19 protein-coding genes and 1 pseudogene are annotated in these 23,444 nt (G+C 65.4%); 4 read left to right on the forward strand and 16 right to left on the reverse strand.

Annotated features, from left to right (window positions below):
* Positions 1-48 precede the first annotated feature (48 nt).
* From ACKFR8_RS08125 to ACKFR8_RS08150, 6 genes are all read right to left on the reverse strand, one after another.
* The gene (locus ACKFR8_RS08125; protein ID WP_095534860.1) at positions 49-786 is read right to left on the reverse strand and encodes an ABC transporter permease; all 738 of its coding nucleotides are present in this window, start codon (positions 784-786) and stop codon (positions 49-51) included.
* The gene (locus ACKFR8_RS08130) at positions 783-1,535 is read right to left on the reverse strand and encodes an ABC transporter permease (RefSeq protein ID WP_095279056.1); all 753 of its coding nucleotides are present in this window, start codon (positions 1,533-1,535) and stop codon (positions 783-785) included. Before ACKFR8_RS08130 ends, ACKFR8_RS08125 begins: the two co-directional genes overlap by 4 nt.
* Positions 1,532-2,575, reverse strand: a complete 1,044-nt coding sequence (locus tag ACKFR8_RS08135; RefSeq protein ID WP_239180856.1) for an ABC transporter ATP-binding protein — start codon at positions 2,573-2,575, stop codon at positions 1,532-1,534. Before ACKFR8_RS08135 ends, ACKFR8_RS08130 begins: the two co-directional genes overlap by 4 nt.
* Positions 2,572-3,648, reverse strand: coding sequence for a saccharopine dehydrogenase (locus tag ACKFR8_RS08140; protein WP_408929724.1), 1,077 nt, complete (start codon positions 3,646-3,648; stop codon positions 2,572-2,574). The genes ACKFR8_RS08135 and ACKFR8_RS08140 overlap by 4 nt, the downstream gene beginning before the upstream one ends.
* Before the next feature lie 166 nt (positions 3,649-3,814).
* Entirely contained in the window at positions 3,815-6,016 is a 2,202-nt protein-coding gene (locus tag ACKFR8_RS08145) for an ATP-binding cassette domain-containing protein (RefSeq protein WP_408929725.1), read from the reverse strand.
* Positions 6,017-6,123: 107 nt separating this feature from the next.
* A complete protein-coding gene (locus ACKFR8_RS08150) occupies positions 6,124-6,627 on the reverse strand; it encodes an ECF transporter S component (protein WP_408929726.1) in 504 nt (167 codons plus the stop codon).
* 627 nt (positions 6,628-7,254) lie between these two features.
* On the opposite strand from ACKFR8_RS08150, the pseudogene ACKFR8_RS08155 reads away from it, so the two are divergent.
* Positions 7,255-7,638, forward strand: a pseudogene (locus ACKFR8_RS08155) (IS110 family transposase); the annotation flags it as partial.
* A 2-nt stretch (positions 7,639-7,640) separates the two neighbouring features.
* Here ACKFR8_RS08155 and ACKFR8_RS08160 read toward each other — a convergent pair.
* The 3 genes from ACKFR8_RS08160 to glf all read right to left on the reverse strand — a co-directional run bounded on the left by ACKFR8_RS08160 (position 7,641) and on the right by glf (position 9,810).
* Positions 7,641-8,249: a three-helix bundle dimerization domain-containing protein gene (locus ACKFR8_RS08160; protein WP_306508374.1), complete on the reverse strand. Its 609-nt coding sequence runs from the start codon at positions 8,247-8,249 to the stop codon at positions 7,641-7,643.
* A 50-nt stretch (positions 8,250-8,299) separates the two neighbouring features.
* Entirely contained in the window at positions 8,300-8,536 is a 237-nt protein-coding gene (locus ACKFR8_RS08165; RefSeq protein WP_408929727.1) for a hypothetical protein, read from the reverse strand.
* Positions 8,537-8,613: 77 nt separating this feature from the next.
* On the reverse strand, positions 8,614-9,810 hold the full coding sequence (gene glf, locus ACKFR8_RS08170; protein ID WP_408929728.1) for a UDP-galactopyranose mutase: 1,197 nt from the start codon (positions 9,808-9,810) through the stop codon (positions 8,614-8,616).
* Between the two features lie 147 nt (positions 9,811-9,957).
* Here glf and ACKFR8_RS08175 point away from each other — a divergent pair, with 147 nt between their 5' ends.
* Positions 9,958-11,937 carry an N-acetylmuramoyl-L-alanine amidase gene (locus tag ACKFR8_RS08175; protein WP_408929729.1) on the forward strand — a complete coding sequence of 660 codons (1,980 nt, stop codon included), beginning with the start codon at positions 9,958-9,960 and terminating at the stop codon, positions 11,935-11,937.
* Between the two features lie 66 nt (positions 11,938-12,003).
* Here the strand turns inward: ACKFR8_RS08175 and ACKFR8_RS08180 are convergent, their stop codons facing one another.
* The 7 genes from ACKFR8_RS08180 to serS all read right to left on the reverse strand — a co-directional run bounded on the left by ACKFR8_RS08180 (position 12,004) and on the right by serS (position 21,494).
* Complete coding sequence (locus ACKFR8_RS08180) at positions 12,004-13,089, reverse strand: HNH endonuclease signature motif containing protein (protein WP_408929730.1); 1,086 nt, start codon at positions 13,087-13,089, stop codon at positions 12,004-12,006.
* Positions 13,090-13,134: 45 nt separating this feature from the next.
* Positions 13,135-13,974 (reverse strand): HAD family hydrolase, encoded by an 840-nt coding sequence (locus ACKFR8_RS08185; protein WP_296133865.1) that lies wholly within the window; start codon positions 13,972-13,974, stop codon positions 13,135-13,137.
* A 32-nt stretch (positions 13,975-14,006) separates the two neighbouring features.
* Entirely contained in the window at positions 14,007-15,554 is a 1,548-nt protein-coding gene (gene glpK, locus ACKFR8_RS08190) for a glycerol kinase GlpK (protein WP_408929731.1), read from the reverse strand.
* 24 nt (positions 15,555-15,578) lie between these two features.
* On the reverse strand, positions 15,579-16,316 hold the full coding sequence (locus ACKFR8_RS08195; RefSeq protein ID WP_408929732.1) for an MIP/aquaporin family protein: 738 nt from the start codon (positions 16,314-16,316) through the stop codon (positions 15,579-15,581).
* Between the two features lie 74 nt (positions 16,317-16,390).
* Complete coding sequence (locus tag ACKFR8_RS08200) at positions 16,391-18,115, reverse strand: glycerol-3-phosphate dehydrogenase/oxidase (RefSeq protein WP_408929733.1); 1,725 nt, start codon at positions 18,113-18,115, stop codon at positions 16,391-16,393.
* Positions 18,116-18,440: 325 nt separating this feature from the next.
* Entirely contained in the window at positions 18,441-20,168 is a 1,728-nt protein-coding gene (locus tag ACKFR8_RS08205; protein ID WP_408929734.1) for a lysophospholipid acyltransferase family protein, read from the reverse strand.
* A gap of 60 nt (positions 20,169-20,228) precedes the next feature.
* Entirely contained in the window at positions 20,229-21,494 is a 1,266-nt protein-coding gene (gene serS, locus ACKFR8_RS08210; protein WP_408929735.1) for a serine--tRNA ligase, read from the reverse strand.
* 63 nt (positions 21,495-21,557) lie between these two features.
* Here serS and ACKFR8_RS08215 point away from each other — a divergent pair, with 63 nt between their 5' ends.
* Together ACKFR8_RS08215 and ACKFR8_RS08220 are read left to right on the forward strand one after the other, a co-directional pair.
* Positions 21,558-22,292, forward strand: coding sequence for a GntR family transcriptional regulator (locus ACKFR8_RS08215; protein WP_408929736.1), 735 nt, complete (start codon positions 21,558-21,560; stop codon positions 22,290-22,292).
* 58 nt (positions 22,293-22,350) lie between these two features.
* Positions 22,351-23,442, forward strand: a complete 1,092-nt coding sequence (locus ACKFR8_RS08220; protein WP_408929737.1) for a septum formation family protein — start codon at positions 22,351-22,353, stop codon at positions 23,440-23,442.
* Positions 23,443-23,444 lie beyond the last annotated feature (2 nt).

The following is a 23,444-nucleotide window of genomic DNA, read 5'->3' on the forward strand; positions in this document are numbered from 1 at the left end:
CCGCGTCCACGCGGCGGTTTCGGGTTAGATGCTCGGATTCGCGGGCCGTCATGCAGACTCCCCCGGCCTCGTTTTCACGGCGATGCCCCACGCCGCGAGCACAGCGATACCAAAGAACCAGGCCGCGCAGACCACCAGACCCGCAGCCCCGGTGCCGTTGACGGCCTCGCCGGCCGCGGATACGGGGGTGTGCCCGGCGATTCCGCGCAGGAGGGGACGGAAGTGGTCGGCGGGCATGAGCACCGTGTTGACGAACATCGCAACGATGATTAACGGGATGAGGGCCACGGATCCCTGGGGGCTGGTGATGGAGAACGCGATGTACGTGCCGGTGCATGCGGCCGCCGCGGCAACCATCGCGCCGGTCACCGTGATCCTCCACCACCAGGACACCTCAGGGGGGCTGTCGGAAAGCAAGGCGGCCACCGCCGCGACGACGACCGTCATCGCCATGATCCGGATAAACTCGGCGATGATCCGTGCGGTCGGCACGGCCGCGTACGGTGCCGGCATGGTGATCAACCGCTCGTGGAGGCCATTGCTGCGTTCAACGAACACAGTGGACGATCCCGTGATGGCCAAGATGAACGCCCACGTCGTCACGACCAGGATGACCGCGTTCGGGAGTTCGAACTCTCCGGTGAGCTGCCTGACCAGGCCACCGAACATGCGGTTGACGATGAACAGGTACACGAGCGGAGCAATGAACGTCATGAACCAGAAGTCAGGGCGCCGCAGCCAAGTGTGGACGATGCGCCGCAGATGCACGAAAATGGCGTCGATCATGATTCGCTCCTCAAGGTGAACCGGCGGATGAACAAGACGATTCCGGCGACCGCCGCGACACCGAGCCACAGGGCGGCCTCTTCCCCGGCACTATCCGGGAAGGCATCCGGGGACGCCGCCCTGATCACCTCGATGATCGGCGAAAACGGCATGTGACGTACGACGTCGCGCAGGGAGCCGTCCAAAGCGGTCGCCGGAATGAACGCGGTGGAGAACATGAGCAGCAGCATTTCCAGCGCCTGGATCGATGAGGCTGTCGACACCGGGGCGGGCACCATCAGGATCACCCCGTCCGTGACCAGGGACAGGACCGCGGCGGCGAGCAGTGACCACAGGACTGTCCACGCGACGTCACCGAGAGCCATGTCGAGGCCGCAGGACCACGCGACGACCAGCAGCGCCGCGATCGACGCGGACATCCGCAGCACATCGGTGGCGAGCCTGCCGGCGACATAGCCGCCTGTGGCCCCGGGCAACACGCGCACGCGGTCAACGAGCCCGGATTCGACGTCCTGTCCCACCGCCATCGCCGACGCCGCGGCGGTGAACATCGCCGCCTGGAACAGGCAGCCGCCGAGCACGAAACGCAGGTACCCGAAGCCGGATTGCCCTGCCGAGTACCCAAACACCGCGTACAGGCACAGCAGGAAGAGGGGAGGAACGACGAACATGGAGATCAGCGACGCGGTGTTGCGTCGCAACAGCAGCAGATCCCGACGGAGGAACGCCGCGACCGACGTCGCACTCATCGCGCCGCACCCCCTGCGTTCATCGATATGAATACCTCGTTGAGGGTGGGCGGCGACACGCTCAGCGAATCCGGCAACGCGTCCGAGGCCTCCATCGCCTGCGCCACCGCCTCGAGGACCTGCGGTCCGGGGTCGACGTCGAGGGACACCGACTTCCCCGCGACGCGGGCGCCGTCCAGGCACGTTCCTCCGAGGCAGCGGGCGAACGCCTCCGCCTCGGCGGTGGTGGCAAAGGACACGCGGAGCACGTGCGACCCGAAGTCGCGGCGCAATTCCTCCGGCGTTCCGCTGGCGACGATGCGGCGGTCCTTGAGCAGATGGACGTGGTCTGCCAGCGCCTCCGCCTCTTCCAGGTACTGGGTGGTCAGCACCAGGGTCATTCCGTCGTCCCGCAATTGCCGGATGAAGCCCCACAACTCTTCGCGGCTGACCGGGTCCAGCCCCGTCGTGGGTTCGTCGAGGAACAGCAACCTGGGCACGACGCACAGCGACGCGGCGATGTCGAGGCGGCGCCGCATGCCACCCGAATAGGCCGACGCCAGCGTCGAGGCACTGTCCGCGAGCGAGAATTGCGCGAGCAGTTCCGTCGCGCGGGCGGCCGCGTCGGCGCGGTCGAGTCCGCGCAGACGCCCGAAGAACTCCAGGTTCTCCCGGCCGGTGAGGTTCTCGTCGATCGCCGCGAATTGGCCGGTGGTGGCAATGGCGGCGCGCACGCCCGCCGGATCCTCTTTCACATCGCGCGAGAAGATGCTCACCTCGCCGGAGTCTGCGGTGATGAGCGTCGACAGGATTCGGATGAGGGTGGTCTTGCCTGCGCCGTTGTGGCCAAGGAACGACACGATCGACCCGGCGGGCACGGTGAAACTCACGCCGTCGAGCACATGCTTGCGCATCCGGGCGCCGCGCTTTCCCTTGCGCCCGCCGTCCGGCGGAGCACCTGCCCCGCCTTCGGGCGCGGTGCCGGCTGTGCCCGCAATCGGGTAGCTCTTCGTGAGGTCGCGGACGACGATCGCCGCACCCCGTTCAGCTTGATCCGTCATCGTTTCTCCTTTTCTTTGGTGTCGCAGTGGGCCGCTGCCGGCAGTGGCCCCGTGGTCGGGTTGTCATGCGGCGTTTCGATATGGATGCCTGCATCGCGGGCGAAGGCGAGGACCGGTTCGAGGAGCCGGGGGTGGCTGACGAGATCCCGGCACCCCGGCGCGACCGGCTTCCCCGCGACCGACGCAACGGTGGCGGCAATGGCCGCGGTCATTTTGTAGGAACCCGGGCCAGTTGCCCGGACGACGGTTGTCTCGGCCGCCGACCCCGCATCGCCCGCGCCGGCGGAGGACAGTGCGATGACCAGCTCGGCGGGTTGCGGAGTGCCGTTCGCCCGCGCCTTCCGCGACGTCACGGCCGCCCCGAGACGGGCGAGCAGACCGGAGACGACGGGCATCGCGTACAGTCTCGACGTGCGGATCTTCTCCACCGACTCATCGGGGAGAGCATCGAAGGCGACGTGATAGGAAAATCCGAGGATCGAGGGGCACACCCCGCGTACGACGTCGATGTCCGGGCATTCGTAGCCGATTCCGCTTTGCGACGACACCAGGTTGCGCCGCACTTCGACGATGGCGCCGCCGAGCATCGCGCGGTATCCGCCGCGAATGGTCCGGAACATCGACTCGACCGACGCGGCCCCGGATTCCTGGTCGGCGCCAATTCGCAGATCGACCCGCACATCGCGGACCTCTTCGGTCCCCGCAGCGCAGGCCCCGAGCATCAACAGGGCCGTCGACAAGCCCGGGCACAGGCCGAACCCGGTGAGCACGGGAACCCCCTCCCGCCGAGCATCCCCGTCGAGGGCCATGATTGCGCGGCGGGCGTCGATCGAATCGTTGACGTCGATGTACCCGGTGCCTGAGTCGATGCAAGCACGGGCGAGTGAGTCTGCATGCACCTCGAACGGGCCGATGCCGGCTTCGGCCAACCGAGTCGCAGCCGCCACCGCCTCCGCATGGACCCGGCCGTACGGGACGAGGACGTCCCGCCGATTCTCGACGAAGGTGATCCCCTTCTTCGTCTCATCGGCCTTGTCCCGAAGCACGTCGCTGATGGTCGGGATCGTGTTCACTGGTACCTCTTTCGGTTGTCGGCGCCATGCCGGTGCCGGGCGGACCGGGCCCGCATGGCGCGACCCGGAGGATGTGTCTGAAGGGTTGAAGCAACTGGGTGGGGCGCGTCTCCGTACAGGCTCGGAAACGCTCGCGGGCTCGGGGCCCGCCGGTTCCGGGTGCCCGTCAAGTCACTGCGGACACAAGGGCCGCAACGAAGGCCGCGGCGGACGCTGCGGCCGCGAAACCGTCACGCACTCGCCAGGGGTGATCGGTGCGGAAGGTACGCCCCGGATGGCGGCCGAAGTTGCGCATCACCAGGGTCAGGGACAGCTTTTCGGCGCAGCGCACGGCGCTGACGAACAGGGGAAAGGCGATGCGCGCGGGCGTCGTCGCGCGAATGAAGCCGGAGCGGAAAGACTGCCCCGGTCGCATCGAGCGCAATCTAATCGCCCATGTCAGCTGGGGGATTTCGCTGCGCAGGAACGCCGCGATGCTCACCCCGGAAATCGCTATGGTGCACCATGTGTAGGGCACCCGGAGGCGTTGTACCATGGCGTCGAAAAGCTCCTCGACGCGCATACACGCGGAGACCAGGACCGTCCCCGCAAACACGGCCGTCAGTAGCAGTCCGTGATGGATGCCGTGGCGGACAGCCTCCGCCGGATCCCCACTGCCGTAGAACTCGGAGCGCCACCCGAGCAGGCCGAAGAACACCCCGATTAACAGGACGAGGAGGACCTTCCCCGCCGTCGCCCGAACGTCACGTTCCGCGATCGCAGCGAGTGCGAGGAACGCGACCCCCGTCAGAGCGAGAACGGCGTCTCCGCCGGAGAGCAGCCCGGCGACGAGGACGAGCATCACCGCCGCGACAATCGTGATGGCGTTCAACCCCGCGCGCCTTCGAGCGGCGGATCCACTGGTCCAGGGGCTTTCGTCCAAGGACGTCCGTGCGCCGGCCGCGGGCAGTGCGCGATCCCGCCGGGACGACTCCGGGGAAGCCGGCACGTCGGCTGCGGGACCGGACCAGGCGACCTTCCCTTCGGCGACGATGCTCGCCCGATCCGCCCACGTTCGCGCAGCACGGCGGTCGTGGCACGTGAACACAACGGTTCCGCCGGCCCCTGCGTATTCCGCTAGGGCATCCAGTACGATGCGCGAGCTCGGCGAATCCAGATGCGCCAACGGCTCGTCGAGAAGCAGCAAACGGCGATTGGCCGCCACCGCCAGGAAGATGCCCAACCGTCTTTTCTGTCCGCCCGACAGGACGAACGGCGAGACGGGGTCAAGTGCCCGGGGGCACAAGGCTTCCCGCAGTTTCCGCAGCTCATCGGCGCCGAGTGGTCCGTGCGGGTCCGTGCCGGCCAGCGCGGAGTCAATTTCCGCGGCGACGGTCGCGCGGGTGAACTGGTGCTCGGGGTTCTGGAACGCCAACGACGCGAAGGCGTCGGGGACGCGCCGGGCGGACGCGCCGTCAATCCGGAGGCCCGCTCCCGCCTTCATCTGGCCCGACAGCACCGCCAGCAAGGTGGACTTACCGGCTCCGTTGGCACCGACTAGGGCATGAATCTCGCCCCGCTCCAGTGTCAGATCGGCCCCGTTCAGGATCCTCTCCCCGCCTCGGGCCACGTGGGTTCCGGTCAAGGCCAGCAGTGGAACGGCCTCCGCCTCCGATTCCGGATTGGGACGGTCCGGCACCCCCGTGCCCGGCGTACTGGCGTCCGGCGTTCCGGCGGTCGCGGCCGTCGTCGCAATGCCCTTCACCGCGATGCCATCCGGCGCTCCGTGGGCGGCGACGCTCCCGTCCGCATCGAGGATCGTCACCGTGTCGACCCACCCATCGAACGGGCGGAGGTCGTGCTCGATGAGCAGGATGACGCGCCCCGGGGCCCGCAAATCACGGATGGCGGCGAACAGCGACCGGCGACCGTCCTCGTCGACGTGGGCCGCGGGCTCGTCGAAGATCATGACCTCCGGCGCCCTGGCCACCGCACCGGCGATGGCCATCCGCTGGCGTTGCCCGCCCGACAAAGCCCACGGATCCTTCTCCGCGAGCTCTGACAGCCCGAGCCCTGATAGGGCCGCGGCTGATCGCTTGGCGACGATACCGGCTTCCACGAGGGAAAACTCGAGGGCCATGGCCACGTCATCTACGACTCGGAGCGTGAGCACCTGCGTCGCCGGGTCTTGCCCGACGAAGGTGACCCGGTCCCCGTCCACGGGGCGTTCGGTGCCGTCGGCATCGACGATGTGCACGAATCCGGCATGGTCGATGGGGATGTGCGAGGGAATCAGTCCAGCGATGAGGTGGGCCAGGCTCGTCTTTCCGCATCCCACGGGTCCCGTGATGGCGTTTATCGTGCCGAAATCGAAGGAGAGATCCACCATGTCGGGTGCCCATCGCCCATCGGCGTGCCGCACGCCCGCGCCCCTAACCCGTAACCGGGCCGGGGCCGTCCCGCGTGTCGCACCGGCGCACGCGGGTGCTCCGCCGGTCACCGGGTGACCCCGCGGCTGCGAAGCCCCTTTGCGACGGCAAAGCCCAGGACCAAAAACACCAAGCTCGATGCCAAGGCTATGGCGAAGCTGATCAGGGTCATGGGCGTGGTCGGCGAGTCGACGCCAACTGCGCGCGGGGCCATCGTTCCCATCAGCGCGGAGAACAACATCGCCGACGCCACGAACTGGGTACGCGTCCACCGCCGGTACAGGGTGACCATGAATGGAAGCTCGATGAGCAATCCTTCCATGATCAGCGCCCCGATCGCGGCGACGCCGAACGGGGTGGTCGCCGCGGACACGACGCCCATGGCAAGGCACGCAATGAGGCTCGCGCCAGGCTTGCGGACGACGATGAGGGGAACGACGCACTGCAGGAACCACAACCCGAGCGTCGCCGCGACGAGATAAACGTGGGCGATGCCGGCGAACACCTGCAGGTAGGTCAGGGGCACGACGACGAGAGACCCCGCGACGCCGATCGCGGCGGCGACGAGCATATCGCGGGTGGATGGTCGGCCACCCGCTGCGACCGGTGCGACGTGTACCAACCGCCCGTCGTCCGTCTGCGACGCCACCGCGTCACCGTCGCCCGTCCCGTCCGGGCCCGCGTCCCCGACTCCCCCTCCGGAGAGGGGTTCTCTGGTCGATCCACGTTTTCTGTTCATCGTCGCCGCCTCGCTTCCGTTGCCGATTCCCGATCGGAACATAACTTGAAACAGTATTAGGTTAGGCAATCCTTATCCACTTATGCCAGACTCGAATTATTGACTTTGCCCCCGCTCCCCCCCATTACGTTGTTAGCAGTTCCACCTCAGGGCACCGAAGATTCATAGCCTGTCCACCCGATTGGGCTGGTTATGTTTATTTCCGGTCCCTCCGTCTGAAAGGACAGTGGAACTAGTCGCTGGCTTCGGTATGGCTTATTCCCGCCCCTGTCTGAAAATGATCCGGGGGTGATGCCGCCGAAGACAGTGACATCCTCAAACTGCTAATAGGAACCCGACCCAGCCCAGGTGGTATGAGGTCTCACAGTAATGTGGATGCCAGCGCAAGCATGTCCGACAACCCCAGCGATGAAGCTTAAATAGTCCAACTTCTAATTCATCGCTAGGAGGCATACACCCATGGCCTATGACTTCGTCATTGGCGTAGACGTCGGCAAATACTTCCACCACGCCTGCGTCCTCGATCCCCAAGGCAGGCAAGTCCTGTCCAAACGCATCAATCAGCATGAAGGCTCGCTACGCAAGCTCTTCGGCCAATTCCTCGCCAACAACGCCTCGGTCCTTGTCATTGTCGATCAGCCCAACAACATCGGCCGATTAACCGTCGCAGTCGCCCAAGACATGGGGGCAGATGTTCGCTATCTACCAGGGCTTGCAATGCGACACCACGCCGGCAACTCCAAGACCGATATACGCGACGCCTACGTCATCGCCCATGCCGGCCTTAACCTTCCAGATTCCCTGCGCAGTGTCGACCGCGTTGAGGAAGTCTTTATCCAGCTGATTTAGGCCGTGACAGCGGCATCCTCCGAGATGGGATCGATGCCCAGGCGGTTGAGCATGTAGAGCACGCGGGCGCCGAGGTCATCGGCCAGCTCGCGGGTCTCCTCCACGGTTTCTGCCGTGGCGATGTCCCAGATCTTGACGTCCTTGCCGGCCTCGTCGCGCGGGATCTCGCGGCCGAGGTAGACAATGAAGTCAGGGATAGTCACCAGACGCAGGTCCTCGACGTAGCGGTCCGGGTGCTCCGCCATGCCGCGCTCCTGGAGCACGTGGGCCATGTGGGAGTCAGGGTCGTTTTCCGGGTGGGCTACGGCGGCGTCCACCAGCAGCGCGTTACCGGCATACTTCTTCGTCAGTGCCACGGCGGCCTGCGCCAGCGCATGGTCGGCACCTGCCGAGAAACGCACGTGGATGCGGTGGCTGCCAAAATGCTCGCGCACCTCGCGCTCCACCATCACGGGGACAAACTCTTCTAAGGTTGCACCAGCTTCGTGCCGCTCGATCGTGGCATCGAGGAAGGAGTCAATCTCCTGCGTGGTGTGCTCGTGGCCATAATCGGCATGCAGGTCGTGGCGCAACGTATCGAAACGGCGGGCATTAGGGGAAGTCATCTCTAAACTCACTTTCTGTTCGCCTATTGTTAACCTGCTGTTAACTTTAATCAATCATTGAGCACCCGACAAGTTTTTTGTGCGGTGCCCCGGCCCCGTGCGCTGGCGAAACCTCCCAGAGAAAGGCCAAAGGCCCGCCGGGTGTTCCGGCAGGCCTTCTTGGATTGTTCCTTCTTCTTATCCGGTATCCGCGTTGCGCGGCTGCGGAGCTTGAGGTGTTCCTCAAGCCGCTCCGGGGACATCTTCCACATGCGGCGGTCTGCGCGCTTCTTTTTACGCTGGGCCATGCCGTCACCTCCTTCCATCGAGGTGTTTCAGCATACCGCGCCACGGGGACTAACCCGTCCAGGCCGCGCGCAACTGCCTAGTGGCCGCGCTCCTGCGTGATGGCTTGGCCATCACGGAAATAGGGGGCCAGCTTGTTATCGAACAGGCTCAGCGCGGAGGCAATGGCCATGTGCATATCCAGGTACTGGTAAGTGCCCAGGCGGCCACCGAAGAGGACGTAGTTCTCGCGGGCCTCAGCAGCAGCGAGCTTGCGGTAGGCTTCCAGCTTGGCGCGGTCCTCCGGAGTGTTAATCGGGTAGTACGGCTCATCGCCCTTCTCCGCGAAGCGCGAGTACTCCTTCATAATGACGGTTTTGTTGGCAGGATATTTATCCTGCCGCTCCGGGTGGAAGTGGCGGAACTCGTGGATGCGGGTGTAATCCACGTCCGCATCGTTGTAGTTCATCACCGGGGTGCCCTGGAAGTCACCGGTGTCCAGCACCTCCATATCGAAGTCGAGCGTGCGCCAGCCCAGCTCACCCTCGGCGAAATCGAAGTAGCGGTCCAGCGGACCGGTGTAGACCACCGGGGCATCCGGGGAGGCCGCGCGCAGCTCCTCCCGGACGTCGAACCAGTCGGTGTTGAGGGAGACGTCGATAAGCTCGTGCTCCGCCATCTTCTCCAGCCAGGCCGCGTAGCCGTCCACGGGCAGGCCCTCGTAGGTGTCGTTGAAGTAGCGGTTGTTGAAGGTGTAGCGCACCGGCAGGCGGGTGATATTGCCGGCCGGCAGCTCCTTCGGGTCGGTCTGCCACTGCTTGGCGGTGTAGTCACGAATGAAGGCCTCGTAGAGCGGGCGGCCAATGAGCGCGATGGCCTTCTCCTCCAGGTTCTGCGCCTCATCCACGGCGAACTCGCCGGCCTGCTCCTTGATGAGTTCGCGCGCCTCATCCGGGGAATAGTAGCGGCCAAAGAACTGGTTAATCAGGCCCAGGCCCATGGGGAACTGGTACGCCGTGCCATCGTGCATGGCAAAGACGCGGTGCTGGTAGTCGGTGAAATCGGTGAACTGGTTGCAGTAGTCCCACACGCGCTTGTTCGAGGTGTGGAAGAGGTGCGCGCCGTACTTGTGGACCTCAATGCCGGTCTCTGGCTCGGCCTCCGAGTAGGCGTTGCCGCCCAGGTGCTCGCGGCGCTCCACAATGAGCACCTTCTTGCCCAGCTGGGAGGCTGCGCGCTCGGCCACGGTCAGGCCAAAGAATCCGGATCCAACAACAATGAGGTCATATGCAGTCATGTCCACCAGCTTAAAGCAGCGCGCGTGAGCCCACCGACGCCCACACGCGCGGGCGTGTCACACCTCCAACAACATTGGCCACTGGCGTAACATCTGTCCCGTTATCTAACTCTTTGTGCCTCTCAGCGCAGACCCTAGGGAGAAACAGTGCACTTACGACGTCGTCTTGTTCCCGCGAAATCGCCGTGGTCCACCCCGCTCATCGCCGCCGTGACCTCCATTGCCGTGGTAGCCGCCGCGGCCATCAGCGGCCATGACATCCTCGAAACCCAGGAGACGGGCTCCGGCCCCATCGAGGTCGCCTCCGCGTCCGAGTCCTTCGGCGACGGCGAGACCGTCATGGTCGATGACCCCGCCATCGCCGCCCAGGGCGACGGCTCCGGCCCGCGCGCGGTCAAACAATTCCACCGCGACGATCCCTTCTCCTCCTTCGCCGTGACGTGGAAGGGCCAGCGCGACGTCGCCGCCTTCGTGCGCGCGAAGCAGCAAGATGGGTCCTGGTCCGAGTGGTACGACATGGACGCGAACGCGTACTCCAGCGACGACCCGTCCGCCACCAACGGCACCGAGCTCATCTTCGTGGGCGATACCAACGACGTGCAGGTCTCCGTCAACAACGTGGACTTGGTCACGGGCTCCAACCTGGATGACTCGTTCACGGAGACCCCTGTCGAAGACGCAGCGCTTGCCGACGCCCCCTCCCTCGCCGCCGCCGAAGCCGCAGCGAAGCGCTCCGAGAACCCGCTGCCGGCGCCGATCGCCTCGAACGTCGGCGACATCGCCCCGGTTGCAGACGCCGCGGACCTGAACAGCCTCGACGGTCTGGAGGCCGTGTTCATGGACGGCAACGCCCAGGCCGGGGAGGCCATCGCCCCTGCCGCGGACACCGACGGCATGCCGCGCGTGGTCTCCCGCGCCGGCTGGGGCGCGGATGAAAACCTGCGCTGCAAGGGTGCCGACTACGACGACGGCGTCAAGGCCATCGCGCTGCACCACACCGCGGGCTCCAACAACTACACCCGCGCGCAGGCGGCCGCCCAGGTCCGCGCCGCCTACACCTACCACGCGCAGAACCTGGGCTGGTGCGACATCGGCTACAACGCCCTGGTGGATAAGTACGGCACCATCTATGAGGGCCGTTACGGCGGCCTGGACAAGGCCGTGCAGGGCGCCCACATTGGTGGCTTCAACGAGAACACCTGGGGAATTTCCATGATTGGCAACTACGAGGAGGCTCAGCCCACCTCCGCCATGCTCGACTCCGTTACGGACCTGGCCGGCTGGAAGGCCGCCATCTCCGGCGTCGACCCGGCCTCCCGCGTCTCCCTGCGCTCGGGCGGATACCGCGGCGCGAAATACCCGGCCGGCTCCACCGCCACGGTCTACGGTCTCTTCGGCCACAGCGACGTTCACTACACCGCCTGCCCGGGCCAGTACGTCATCGCCCGCTGGCCGCAGATCCGCCAGGCGGCGCACGAGAAGTACTTGGCGCAGAAGTCGGGCTCAGTAAGCGCACCGTCGACCGACTGGTCCGACGTTGAGGACAGCGTGGATGCCAACACCGATGCCCCCGTTGATACCGGTGCCGCGGACACCCCACGCCAGGAGGCCACGTCCTCCATCGGCGATTCTGAAATCCCGGTCAGCACCATCACCGCCGTGGTGGGCCTGGCGGCGACGGTCTTTGCCATCATGCACAAGCGCTCGGAAACCGAGTTCGACCCGCAGCAGAAGGTCGGCGGACTGCCGGCGGAGAAGATTCCGGGCATCGTGACCAAGGTGCTGGCGTTGAGCAAGAACGAGGGCCTCAAGGCATCGTGGACCACGGTGCTCAACAACTTCGGCCCGGTCCTAGGCCTGGCCGTGGGCGGCCCGGATGAGACGTCCGGGGTAATTTCGCAGCTGTTCCAGAATGGAGTGGTGCTCTACTCCGAGGAGACCGGGGCGCACGCTCTGGTGGGTGAAATTGCCAAGGCTTGGGCGTCCGACAACAACGCAGCGCAGCTAGGCTTGCCGACGTCCGACGAGCACCCCACCGGCAACGGCAAGGAAATCCGCGTGAAGTTCCAGGGCGGTTCCATCGTCTTCGACCCGGAGACGCAGCAGATTCACGTCTACACGGACTAAGGCAGGCCTTGTAGCCCGTCAACCTGGTGCGGTTGGCGGGTTTCGGTGTGGCTCTTCGCAGGCTGTCTAGCCTGCGCCTGCACCCGGTGGTTTTTCTGGGGCGAGTCTGGCGAGGGCTTGTTGGTATTCGGGTGTGGCGGTGATTGGCACGCCCCAGGGTGGGATGTAGCCGATGCCGCCGGGCATTCTGAAGACGTAGCCTCTTCCGGTGGGTTTCGACGGGTCATCATCGTTGATGCCGTTGTGATAGGCGCACAGGAAGGTCAGGTTCTTAATGTTGGTGAGCCCGCCTGCTTGCCAGGGGATGATGTGGTGGACCTGGCAGTAATCGGCCGGCTTGTTACAGCCTGGTCTGGAGCAGGTTTGGGTTTCGGCACACAGGGTGAGGCGTTGTTTCCAATTGGCGTGGCGCTCTACCCGGTAGGAGTTGATAGGTCCTTCTACTGGGTGGGTAATGGTGGCGTAGCCAATGGAAGCGAATTTGTGGGTGAGGAATTCCGCCCCGGTCATGCGGGCACCGTTGGTGAGCTGCAACTCTATCTCGTCGCCGTCGCCGTTGATGATGCGGTCGAATTCGTCCAGGGTGACAACGACTTGGGCGTGGACGGCTGGTCTGGTGCCGGTGGTGTCATCACCCAGGAGGATGGTGGTGGCGGCGTCGAGCAGGTTGGTGGGGTTGACGGATTCGAGGGTGCCGCGGATATCGGCGATGACGGTGGGTGTGTCGGTGATGGTGACGGAGTTGGGGCCCTGTGTGCGGTAGGTAAACCGCACACCTGGCTTGTGTTCGCGTTTCTCCTTAAGTTCTTTAAGTCTTTTTACGGCGACTTCCCGGATTTTGTGGGCTGGTGTGGCAGCAAGGCGTGCGCGGAGGTTCCAGGCGTCGAGCTCTTTCTTCACCCGGGTGGCGTAGGACTCGATGAGTGCCAGGGTGGCTAGGCCGTGCTTTTGGGCTATAGCCGCGGCGCGGGCTTTGCGTTGTTTACCAGTAAAACGGGTGGGGCCGAAGTAGATGCGGTGCAGGCGGGCAAGCTCGGCGGCATCACTGGCGTCGGCGCCGAGCGCGCGAAGCTTATCGGGTGAGCTGGATGCTTTCTCCACTAGCGCGATCCCCGAGTTGCGGTAGTGGAAGTAGGTTTCTAATACCCCCATGGCCACAAAGACTAAAACAGGGTCAGACACCCCGCAACCGGAGGGTTAAAACCAGCGCTCCAGCACCTTGGCCACACCGGCTTGGTGGTGGGCCACGGTCACTTCGTCGGCAGCCGCTTTCACCTCCGCGTGGGCATTCTCCATGGCCACGCCCCGGCCGGCCCAGCTGAGCATCTCGATGTCATTCGGCATATCCCCGAACGCAATGATGTCCTCGCGGGCAATGCCGTGGTGGTCCGCCAACCACTGAATTCCGCGGCGCTTGGTGACGTTGGGTGCGGCCACCTCGAGAACGCCCTCCGTCATCGAATACGTCACGTGCGCAAGCTCCGGATCGATGTGCGGGGCAATGAGCTCATAGAGCTCCGGGGCCGAGTAGTCGGTATTGCGGATGAGCAGCTTCACCGCCGGGCGGGAAACCAACTCCCCCACGCTGACCACACCGAAGCCGTCGAAAAGCGCGTTGTCCGAATAGTGGGGCTCGACCACAAAGAGCTCCTCCACCGGGTCCAGCACGGAACCGCCGGCCCGCTCGGAGCCAAAGCCCACTCCCCCGAGGGGCTGGAGCACGGTGGTCGCCACGTCGACGACCTCCGTGAGTGCTGCCGGGGAAAGTTCGTGGGCGGAGAGAACGCGGTCCGCTGCGGCGTCGTACAGCACGGCGCCATTCGACGTCACACACACCGGCCGCACCGTGAGCTGCTCCAGCACCGGCATGATCCAGCGGAACGGGCGGCCCGTGGCCAGCGCGAACTCGGCCCCAGACGCCACGGCACGCGCCACGGCCTCGCGGTTGCGTATGGGCACCCGATGATTGCGATCGAGCAGGGTGCCGTCAATATCGCTGGCGATGAGCCGCGGGGCCGTGGTGGCGTCAATGGACATAGTGACGAGTCTACGTCAGGGCCAAGGAGGGGCTACTGGATGATGTCGTCGTCATCGGTGTCTTCCCAGTTCAGGGAACGCTTGATGGCGCGCTTCCAGTCGCGGTAGAGGGCCTCAACCTCTTCCTTGTCACGCTGCGGCTTCCAGACCTTGAAATCTCCCTGCTGGGAGCCCAGCACGCTGAGGTCATCCCAGAATCCGGAGTCCAGACCAGCAGCGAAGGCCGCACCAGTGGCGGTGGTCTCCACGTTCTTCGGGCGGTGAACCTCCACGCCGAGCATGTCGGCCTGGAACTGCATGAGCAGCTCGTTCATGGTCATGCCGCCGTCGACGCGCAGCTCGGTGATCTCCACGCCGGAGTCCGCCACCATGGCATCGGCGACGTCGCGAGTCTGGTATGCGGTGGACTCGAGGACCGCACGGGCCAGGTGCTTGCGGTTGGCGAAGCGGGTCAGGCCCACGATGACACCGCGGGCATCCGGGCGCCAGTGGGGGGCGAAGAGGCCGGAGAAGGCCGGCACGATGTAAACGCCGCCGTTGTCCTTAACCTCACGGGCCAGGTTCTCGATGGACGCAGCGTTCGGAATGAGCTGCAGGTTGTCGCGCAGCCACTGCACCAGGGAGCCACCCATGGACACAGAGCCCTCGAGTGCGTAGACGGGGCGCTCGCCCTCGCGCTGGAAGCACACGGTGGTCAGCAGGCCGTTCTCGGAGAACTTCGGGGTGGTACCGGTGTTGAGCAGGAGGAACAGGCCGGTGCCGTAGGTGTTCTTGGCAGAGCCCGGGCGGAAGCAGCCCTGGCCGAACATAGCTGCCTGCTGGTCACCCAAGATGGCGCGAATCGGCACGCCGGACAGGGAACCGCGCTCACGCACGGTGCGGAAGTCACCGAGGGAGGGACGGATCTCCGGCAGCATGGAGGTGGGGATGCCCATCTCCTGGCACAGCTCCTCGTCCCACTCCAGCTTCTCAATATCCATGAGCAGCGTACGGGAGGCGTTGGTGACGTCGGTGGCGTGCAGTGCTTCCTTACCGTGGTCGCCCTCGGCGCCGCCGGTGAGGTTCCACAACAGCCACGTGTCGATGGTGCCGAAGAGGAGTTCGCCGGCCTCGGCGCGCTCGCGTGCGCCCTCGACGTTATCGAGGATCCACTTCACCTTCGGGCCAGCCGGGTAAGAGTTGATGATGAGGCCGGTGCGGCGGCGCCACTTGTCCGCGCCCTCGTCGCCAGCGAGCTCCTTGCAGATCTCGGTGGTGCGGGTGTCCTGCCAGACGATGGCGTTGTACACCGGCTTGCCGGTCTTCTTATCCCACACCACGGTGGTCTCACGCTGGTTGGTGATACCGAGCGCGGCGATGTCTTCGACGTTGATGTCGGCGTTCGCCAGGGCCTCACCGACGGCGCGGCGGGTGTTGCTCCAGATCTCTTCCGGGTCGTGCTCGACCCAGCCCTTCTCCGGGAAGATCTGCTCGTGCTCGAACTGGCCGACGGCTACCTGCGCGCCGTCGCGGTCGAAGATGATGCAGCGGGTGGAGGTGGTTCCCTGGTCAATCGCTGCAACGTAGCTCTTGGTTGACATTGTTTTCTCCTTGTCGGGGTGGTTTTACAGGGCCATGGACAACAGGCCAACTGCCACTGCTGCCAGCAGGGGCGCGACGACTGGAACCCAGGCGTAGCTCCAGTTGGCGGTGCCCTTGTCCTTGATGGGCAGGACGAAGGCGTACATCAGGCGCGGGCCCAGGTCACGGACCGGGTTGATGGCGTAGCCGGTGGGGGTGCCCAGCGAGAGGCCCACGGCGACGACGACGAAGGCGACACCGAAGTAGCTCAGCGGGCCCAACTCGCCGCCGGTGGGACCGAAGGCAATGAACATGAGGAGCACGCAGGTAGCGATGAACTCGGTGACCGCGTTCCAGCCATTGTTCGGATGCGCTGGGTTGGTAAAGAAGATGCCGCCGGTCGTGGCGTTAGCGCCAGTGGTGTTGCCGGCATCGTCGACATTGTTGGCGTCGAAAAGCTGCTTGAATGCGGCCCAGGCAAGGAATGCACCAACCATCGCGCCCAGGATCTGGCCCAGGGCGTAATAGGGCACGAGGCTCCATTCAAGGGAACCGTTCACCGCGAGCATGAGAGTCACGGCTGGGTTGAGGTGACCACCGGAGGGGTCAGCCACGCTGGCGCCGACGAAGACCGCCATGCCCCAGCCAAGCGCGATGACGATCCAGTCTGCGCCGCGCGCACCCGAAGTGCGCAGGTTAACTACGGCGCATACGCCGTTGCCGAGCAGGAGCAGCAGCGCAGTGCCGATGAACTCCCACAGGAATGCATCCGTTCCGGTCATTGTGTTGTCCTTTCTTATCTGCCTAGGCCAAGGGCCCAGCGAGAGGTCGCTGCTCCCGCTGGGCCCTCAATTTCTTAGGCGTCTGCCTGGGTGGCGCGTGCGCTGCCCGCACGCTCCAGAATGTCATTCGCCTCGCGGTCCGTTAGGGCGGCCTCGGCGGCCAGCTCTGCCTCGGTGTGTTCGGTGAAGTGGGCGACCTCACGCTCGATGTCCGCGGAATCCCAGCCCAGCAGCGGAGCGACGAACTCAGCGATTGGGCGTGCCGCGGCGACGCCACGGTCAGCGAACTCGATGGCCACGCGGAGGCGGCGGCTCACGATGTCATCGATGTGCAGCGCGCCCTCGTGGGTGACGGCGTAGCGCACCTCGGCCCACAGGTAGCTCTCCGCGCCCGGCACTGGCTCGAGCAGGGAGGCGTCCTCGGCGGCGGGGGCCAGGACTTCGTGGATAAGCGAGCCGTAGCGGCCGAGCAGGTGCTCGATGTAAGTCTCGGAGAGGTTGTAGCGGCGGGCCAGCGCCGGGACCTGGTTGGCCAGGGCGTGGTAGCCGTCGGCGCCGAGGATCGGCGTCTTCTCGGTGATGGACTCCGCCACCTTGGTGCCCAGCTCCTTGGCGGCCAGGTCCACCGCATCCTTACCAATGACGCGGTAGGTGGTGTACTTGCCACCAGCCACGGAAACCATGCCCGGTGCCACGCGGGCCACGGCGTGGTTGCGGGAGAGGTTGGTGGTGGAGTCAGACTTGCCGGACAGCAGCGGGCGCAGGCCGGAGTAGACACCAACGATGTCCTCGCGGGTGATCTTATTGCGCACGCGCTGGTTGACCTGGTCCAAAATGTAGTCGATATCCGCCTTCGTCGGGGCCGGATCCGGCAGGGACAGGCCCTTCTCCCAGTCGGTATCGGTGGTGCCGATGATCCAGTACTCGCCCCACGGGATGACAAACAGCACGGACTTCTCGGTGACGAAGCACAGGGCGGCCTCGGCATCGAGGGCGTCCTTCGGCACGACGATGTGCACACCCTTGGAGGCGTGAACGGTGAACTTGCCCTCGGCGCCCGCCATGTCCTGAATCTTGTCGTTCCACACGCCGGTGGCGTTGATGAAGACCTTGCCGCGGACCGTGGTCTCACGGCCGGTCTCGAGGTCACGCACGTGGGCGGCGGTGATGCGGCCACGCGCATCCTTCTCAAAGCCGGTGACCTCGGTGCCGGTGCGCACGCTGGCGCCGTACTCGGCGGCGGTGCGCAGGACAGTCATGGTGTGGCGGGCGTCGTCGACCAGCGTGTCGTAGTAGCGCACGCCACCGACGACTGCGTCTTCCTTCAGGCCCGGGGTCACCTTGAGCACGCCCTTGCGGGTGAGGTGCTTCTGCATCGGGACACTCTTGGCGCCGCCCATGAGGTCATACAGGGTGAAGCCGCCGAACATCATGACACGCTCCCAACCGCGGTGGGTCAGCGGGAAGATGAACTTCAGCGGCTTGACCAGGTGCGGGGCCAGGGTGGACATGTTGAGCTCGCGCTCCTTGAGGGACTCCGCTACCAAGCGGAAGTCAAACATGGCCAGGTAGCGCAGGCCGCCATGGAACATCTTGGAGGAACGGGACGAGGTACCAGCGGCGAAGTCGCGGGCCTCGAGCACAGCGGTCTTCAGACCGCGGGTGGCGGCGTCGACGGCAGCGCCGGCACCGACGGAACCCCCGCCGATGATCACTACGTCGTAGTCCTCAGTGGAGTAGTCGTTCCAGGTCTTCTCAAAGTAGTCGGGGTTGAAACTGTGGTTGCTCGTCGTGGTCATGGCTGACCGAGTCTCCTCTCTCGCTGCTCGCCCCTGCGCGGCGCCAGAAAGTCCTGTCCAGTTGACTAAAGCGCAGTTCAGAGCATCTGTTGCTCACCCTCAAAGCCGTGATTCTCACGCGGGGTGAAGAAGAAGTTTTCTCCCACACCCAATGGTATAGGTCACTGACTCAATGCCGGAAAGCACTTACTCACACGTAACCTCCACTCCCGTAAGCAGGCGTTTTCAGACATTTCCATAGGGAACACAAAAGAAAACGCACCCCCACCAAGGGGTGCTTATGGAAATTTCGGCGTACCGCTACGTGGGAGTGTGGTGAATCCCGCTACTTCTTTTGCTGCAGGCGCGCCATGGCCTCGAGCACCTCAGCCACGCCGAAACGCTCGGTCGAGTACGTCACCGCCTGAGCCGCCTTGACCACCTCAATGGGAGCGGTCTCCAGGGCCACCATGCGCACGGCGATGTCCTCGCCGCCCTCGACAAAGGCGTCATCCCCGGGCTCGTTGGCAAAGAACAGCAGGTCCTTGGGCGCAGCACCCATCTCCTTGACTACCGCGGCCAGTCCCTCTGCGGGGGAGGAGGCCGTGGCGACGATGCCCCCGGGGGCATCGTTAAGCTGCACTCCGTTAGCGCCCTCACTGCATGCGATGCGCCAGCGGGACTGGGGCACGTCCGCAAACGCGGCGTCGTCCAGCACGGTGCCCTGCTGCGAGATAATCACCAGCGCCTCGGCCTGCGGGTACACCCCAGCCAGGGCCTCGCGCAGGCGCTTCGACAAGGCGCCGTCCTCCATGCTCAGCGCACTCTGGTCCGCCACCAGGATGCGGGGTACCTCGGAGTATTCCGCCTTCACGCGGTGCGGCAGGCGTGAGACGATGAGCCGCGACTGCGTGGCGGCGGACAGCAAGCCCTGCTCCACCACGGAGCCGGCGAAGATCTCCTTGCCACTCGCGGTCATGGACGCCTGGGCCTCCGCCACGTCGGCCTTGAGCTGCGCTATGACCTCCGTGACCTTGTCCCGGCCCTCGTCCAGACCGCGGGTGGCCTCCTCCACCACGGAGTTGAGGTTGTCCTTGATCCACTCCAAGGTTTCCGGGGCGGTGCGGGGGCGGTCCTTGGATTTGGCCGCGGCGCCGTCCGTATTCGCGGCCGCTGCCGCACTGTCCGGCACTTCCGCGCCCTCCGGTGCGTCAGCCACGCCCGGCGCCTTCATGAGTGCCATCCGGTCCCGGACCAGCTCAATCGTGGCCTCGGAGACACGGTCCTTGAGGCTGGTCAGGTCGTCGCGCAGGCGGCGCACGCGGTAGCGCTCCGTTTCCACCGCGAAGTCCTTGGCTTCAGCCTCCTCCAGCGTCGGCGCCCCGCCGCCCTTGCGGGCCGGCACCCACTTCTCGCCCGCAGGCATGGGGCCGAACTCCGCCTCGTACTGCGCCCACAGGCCCTCCAGGGCCTCCTGCATGCGTCGGCGCACCTCCGCGATATCCGCGTCGAAGTCCCCGGTGGTGTAGTACGGCTCCAACGCCGTAATGAGGATCGGGGTGTGCGTGCGCCCCAGGTGCTTCTTCTGCCCCTTGGTCCACAGGCGCTGGGAGCCGAAGATGACCTGCGGGATGATCGGCACGCCCGCGCCGTGGGCGATGCGCGCCGCGCCGTTGCGCATGGAGCGAATCTCAAAACTGCGGGAGATTGTGCCTTCCGCAAACACTCCCACAAGCTCGCCGTCCTTGGCCAGCTCGATGCCCTTCACAATGGAGGCCCCGCCGTCAATGCGGTCCACCGGCACGTGGCCCATGACCTGGAAGAGCTGACCCGCCACGGGGGTCTTAAAAATCGAGGCCTTAGCCAGGTAGCGCACCAGCCGGCGCTTGCGGTACGCCAAGAACGCGCCAAAAAGGAAGTCCATGTACCCGGTGTGATTGCTCACGATCACCGCGCCGCCCTTGTCCGGGATGTTCTCTAGGCCGGACAGGCGCATCTTCAGCCCCTGCGCCAGGGTCACACCGCGACCCACATGCGTAATCTGCCGGTAGATGAAGTCGGTCACAACGCTCATGATGCTCCAGAACTCAGGGGGGCGAGGGAAAAGGCACTTAAGTATAAGTACCGGAAAATACTACTGGGAGTTTACGGGGTAAAGCACATCCTTGCCCACGAACGGACGCAGCGCCTCCGGGACCACCACGGAGCCGTCCGACTGCTGGTGGTTTTCCAGGATGGCCACCAGCCAGCGCGTGGTGGCCAGCGTGCCGTTCAACGTTGCGGCGTACTGGGTCTTGCCGTTCTCATCGCGGTAGCGGGTGGACAGGCGGCGGGCCTGGAAGGTGGTGCAGTTGGAGGTCGAGGTCAGCTCGCGGTAGGTGCCCTGGGTGGGAACCCAGGCCTCGTTGTCGAACTTGCGGGCGGCGGAGGAGCCCAAATCGCCGCCAGCGATGTCGATGGTGCGGTAGGGCAGCTCCATCGCGGCCAGCATGTCCTTCTCCATGCTCAGCAGCTTCTGGTGCATCTCCTCGGCCTCTTCGGGCTTGCAGTAGACGAACATCTCCAGCTTGTCGAACTGGTGCACGCGCAGGATGCCGCGGGTGTCCTTGCCGTGGGAGCCGGCCTCGCGGCGGAAGCAGGAGGACCAGCCGGCGTACTGGACCGGGCCGTTGGACAGGTCAATGATCTCGTCCTTGTGGTAGCCCGCCAGGGCCACCTCGGAGGTGCCAACCAGGTAGAGGTCATCGGCCGGCAGGTAGTAGATCTCGTCCGAGTGCTGGCCCAAGAAGCCCGTGCCCTGCATGACGTCCGGGCGCACCAGGACCGGCGGCACCATGAGCGTAAAGCCGGCCTCGCGGGCCTTCTGCGCGGCGAGCATGAGCATGCCTAGCTGAAGGAAGGCGCCGTCACCAGTGAGGTAGTAGAAGCGGGCGCCGCCGACCTTGGCGCCCCTCTTGACGTCGATAAGCCCCAGCGTCTCACCCAACTCCAGGTGGTCCTTCGGCTCGAAGTCGAACTCCGGCTTCTCACCGACCTCCTCGATCACCACGAAGTCATCCTCGCCGCCGGCCGGCGCACCTTCGACCACGTTGGAGATCTGGTACTGCAGCTCTTCGACCTTGGCCTCGGCGGCAGCCGCTTCCTCGCCGGCTGCCTTGACCTTTTCCTTCAGCTCGTTGGAGCCCTCCAGCAGCGCCGGGCGGTCCTCCGGAGCGGCCTGACCAATCTTCTTGCCAAAGGCCTTCTGCTCCGAGCGCAGCTGGTCCGCCTTCACAATCGCCGCACGGCGCTGCTCATCGGCGGCGAGCAGCTGATCCACCAGGGACGGATCCTCCCCACGGGTGATCTGGGAGGCGCGGACTACATCGGGGTTTTCGCGAAAAAACTTGAGATCAATCACGCGGACAGTCTAGCGCACGCCCTCCCATTGCGCTGGTAATAACCAGCGACTTATCATGGACGCATGGCGCCCCACATCATCACCGACGGCCCCGTGCCCAAGCACGCGCAGCTCCGGGACATCCTGTCAGAACTCTGCCGGACCACGCTCCGGCCCGGCGATATCCTTCCGGGCGAGCGCATCCTGGAGGAGACCTACGGCGTCTCGCGCATCACGGTCCGCCGCGCCATCGGTGACCTTGTGGCCGAGGGAAGGTTGCGCCGCGTGCGCGGCAAGGGCACCTTCGTAGCCCCCAACCCGCTGGTCAGCCATCTTCACCTCGCGTCTTTTTCCGACGAGATGGGCAACCAACAATTAGCGGCCTCCTCCCGCATCCTGCTGGGTGAGCGCGCGAGCGCCCCGGAGGAGGTGTGCGCGTTCTTCGACACGGAAGCCACCGTCGCCCACACGCACCTGCGCCGCCTGCGTTTGGGTGATGGCGAGCCCTATGCCATTGATGACGCCTGGTACAACTCCTCCTTCGCGCCCTCCTTGCTGGAAAATGACATCTATAACTCCGTCTACGCCATCCTGGATGAGACGTTCCAGGTACCCATCACGGACGCCGAGCAGACGGTGACGGCGATTGGTGCGGACGAGGAGATTGCCGCGCTTCTCGACGTATCAGCGGGCACCCCCTTGCTCCACATCACCCGCTTCGCGCGCTCCGGGGACCGGCCGGTGGAGTGGTGTTCCTCGGTGTACCGCACCGACCGCTACCACCTGACCACCCAGGTGACTCGCTCCGCGGAAAAGTAGGGTGCACAAGCAGGGAGCAGGGAGCCTCACAGCCGCGGCGGGTACTATAGGGGATCCTATGAGCACTTCTTCTGCGTGGCGTTCCGCCTCCGCGGTTCGCATCGTCCTCGTCGCCACCCTGGCCGCCGCTGCCTTCCTGGCTGCCTACGGGCTGGTCAACGACACTTCCGGCGACAGCACCTCCGCCGCCAGCAGCGAGTCTGCCTCGGCCGCACCGGACAGCGACTCGGCGGATCCGTCGGCGGCGCAGGCTAAGCCAGCGTCCTTCACTTCGGCGTCGGCAGGCGCCTGCCTGACGTGGTCCCTGGCCGCTGACGGCTCAGCCTCCGGCTTCGAGCAGGTCAGCTGCGGTGAGCCCCACCGCTTCGAGGTCTCTACCCGCGAGGACTTGAGCGCCTACCCCACCAGCGAGTTCGGCCCCAACGCCGAGCGCCCGGACGTCACCCGCCAAAACGCCCTGCGCGAGGAGCTGTGTGAGTCCCCCACCGTGAGCTACCTCGAGGGCAAGTGGGACCCCAACGGCCGCTACGACATCGCCTCCATTCTCCCGCCGGCAGAGGCCTGGGAGCAGGGCGACCGCACCCTGCTGTGCGGCCTGCAGACCACGGACGCCGCCGGCGTTCCGCAAGAGTCCACGGGCAAGGTGTCCCAGGTGGACCAGGCCGTAGTGGCCCAGCCGGGCGAGTGCCGCCGGGTGGATGACCAGAACGTGCTGACCACCGTGCCGTGTGCCGAGCCGCACCAGCTGGAGACTGTCTCCATCATCAACGTGGCACAGAAGTTCCCGGGCGGCTACCCCGCCGACGCGGACATGGATGCCTTCATCCAGGACACCTGCACCCAGAATTCCATGGACTACCTGGGCGGGGAGGAAAACCTGTACCAGTCCACGCTCAAGCCCTTCTGGGGCTCGATGTCCCGCGAGTCTTGGGACGCCGGCTCGCGCTCGGTGAACTGCTCCCTGATACACGACAACGCGGGATCCTTCTCCACCCTCACCGGCTCGGCCAAGGACGGCCGGGATGGCATGACCATTGACGGCGCCCCGCCGACCGAACAGCCCAAGCGCAACCCGCTGCGGGACCCGAACTCCCAGCCGGCGGGCGCTAGCCCCTCCGCCGCCCCGACGGCCGACGCGCCCGCGCAGTAGCA

The sequence above is a fragment of the Corynebacterium axilliensis genome, from assembly GCF_046097495.1.
Classification (GTDB): Bacteria; Actinomycetota; Actinomycetes; order Mycobacteriales; family Mycobacteriaceae; genus Corynebacterium.

Coding starts and splice junctions, on each gene's coding strand:
- ACKFR8_RS08205 (WP_408929734.1), bottom strand. CDS start 20,168: ATGAGCGTTGTGACCGACTTCATCTACCGGCAGATTACGCATGTGGGT.
- ACKFR8_RS08130 (WP_095279056.1), bottom strand. CDS start 1,535: ATGAGTGCGACGTCGGTCGCGGCGTTCCTCCGTCGGGATCTGCTGCTG.
- ACKFR8_RS08200 (WP_408929733.1), bottom strand. CDS start 18,115: ATGACCACGACGAGCAACCACAGTTTCAACCCCGACTACTTTGAGAAG.
- ACKFR8_RS08215 (WP_408929736.1), top strand. CDS start 21,558: ATGGCGCCCCACATCATCACCGACGGCCCCGTGCCCAAGCACGCGCAG.
- ACKFR8_RS08165 (WP_408929727.1), bottom strand. CDS start 8,536: ATGGCCCAGCGTAAAAAGAAGCGCGCAGACCGCCGCATGTGGAAGATG.
- ACKFR8_RS08180 (WP_408929730.1), bottom strand. CDS start 13,089: ATGGGGGTATTAGAAACCTACTTCCACTACCGCAACTCGGGGATCGCG.
- ACKFR8_RS08160 (WP_306508374.1), bottom strand. CDS start 8,249: ATGACTTCCCCTAATGCCCGCCGTTTCGATACGTTGCGCCACGACCTG.
- glf (WP_408929728.1), bottom strand. CDS start 9,810: ATGACTGCATATGACCTCATTGTTGTTGGATCCGGATTCTTTGGCCTG.
- ACKFR8_RS08185 (WP_296133865.1), bottom strand. CDS start 13,974: ATGTCCATTGACGCCACCACGGCCCCGCGGCTCATCGCCAGCGATATT.
- ACKFR8_RS08135 (WP_239180856.1), bottom strand. CDS start 2,575: ATGACGGATCAAGCTGAACGGGGTGCGGCGATCGTCGTCCGCGACCTC.
- ACKFR8_RS08195 (WP_408929732.1), bottom strand. CDS start 16,316: ATGACCGGAACGGATGCATTCCTGTGGGAGTTCATCGGCACTGCGCTG.
- ACKFR8_RS08125 (WP_095534860.1), bottom strand. CDS start 786: ATGATCGACGCCATTTTCGTGCATCTGCGGCGCATCGTCCACACTTGG.
- ACKFR8_RS08220 (WP_408929737.1), top strand. CDS start 22,351: ATGAGCACTTCTTCTGCGTGGCGTTCCGCCTCCGCGGTTCGCATCGTC.
- ACKFR8_RS08145 (WP_408929725.1), bottom strand. CDS start 6,016: ATGGTGGATCTCTCCTTCGATTTCGGCACGATAAACGCCATCACGGGA.
- ACKFR8_RS08150 (WP_408929726.1), bottom strand. CDS start 6,627: ATGCTCGTCGCCGCCGCGATCGGCGTCGCGGGGTCTCTCGTCGTCGTG.
- glpK (WP_408929731.1), bottom strand. CDS start 15,554: ATGTCAACCAAGAGCTACGTTGCAGCGATTGACCAGGGAACCACCTCC.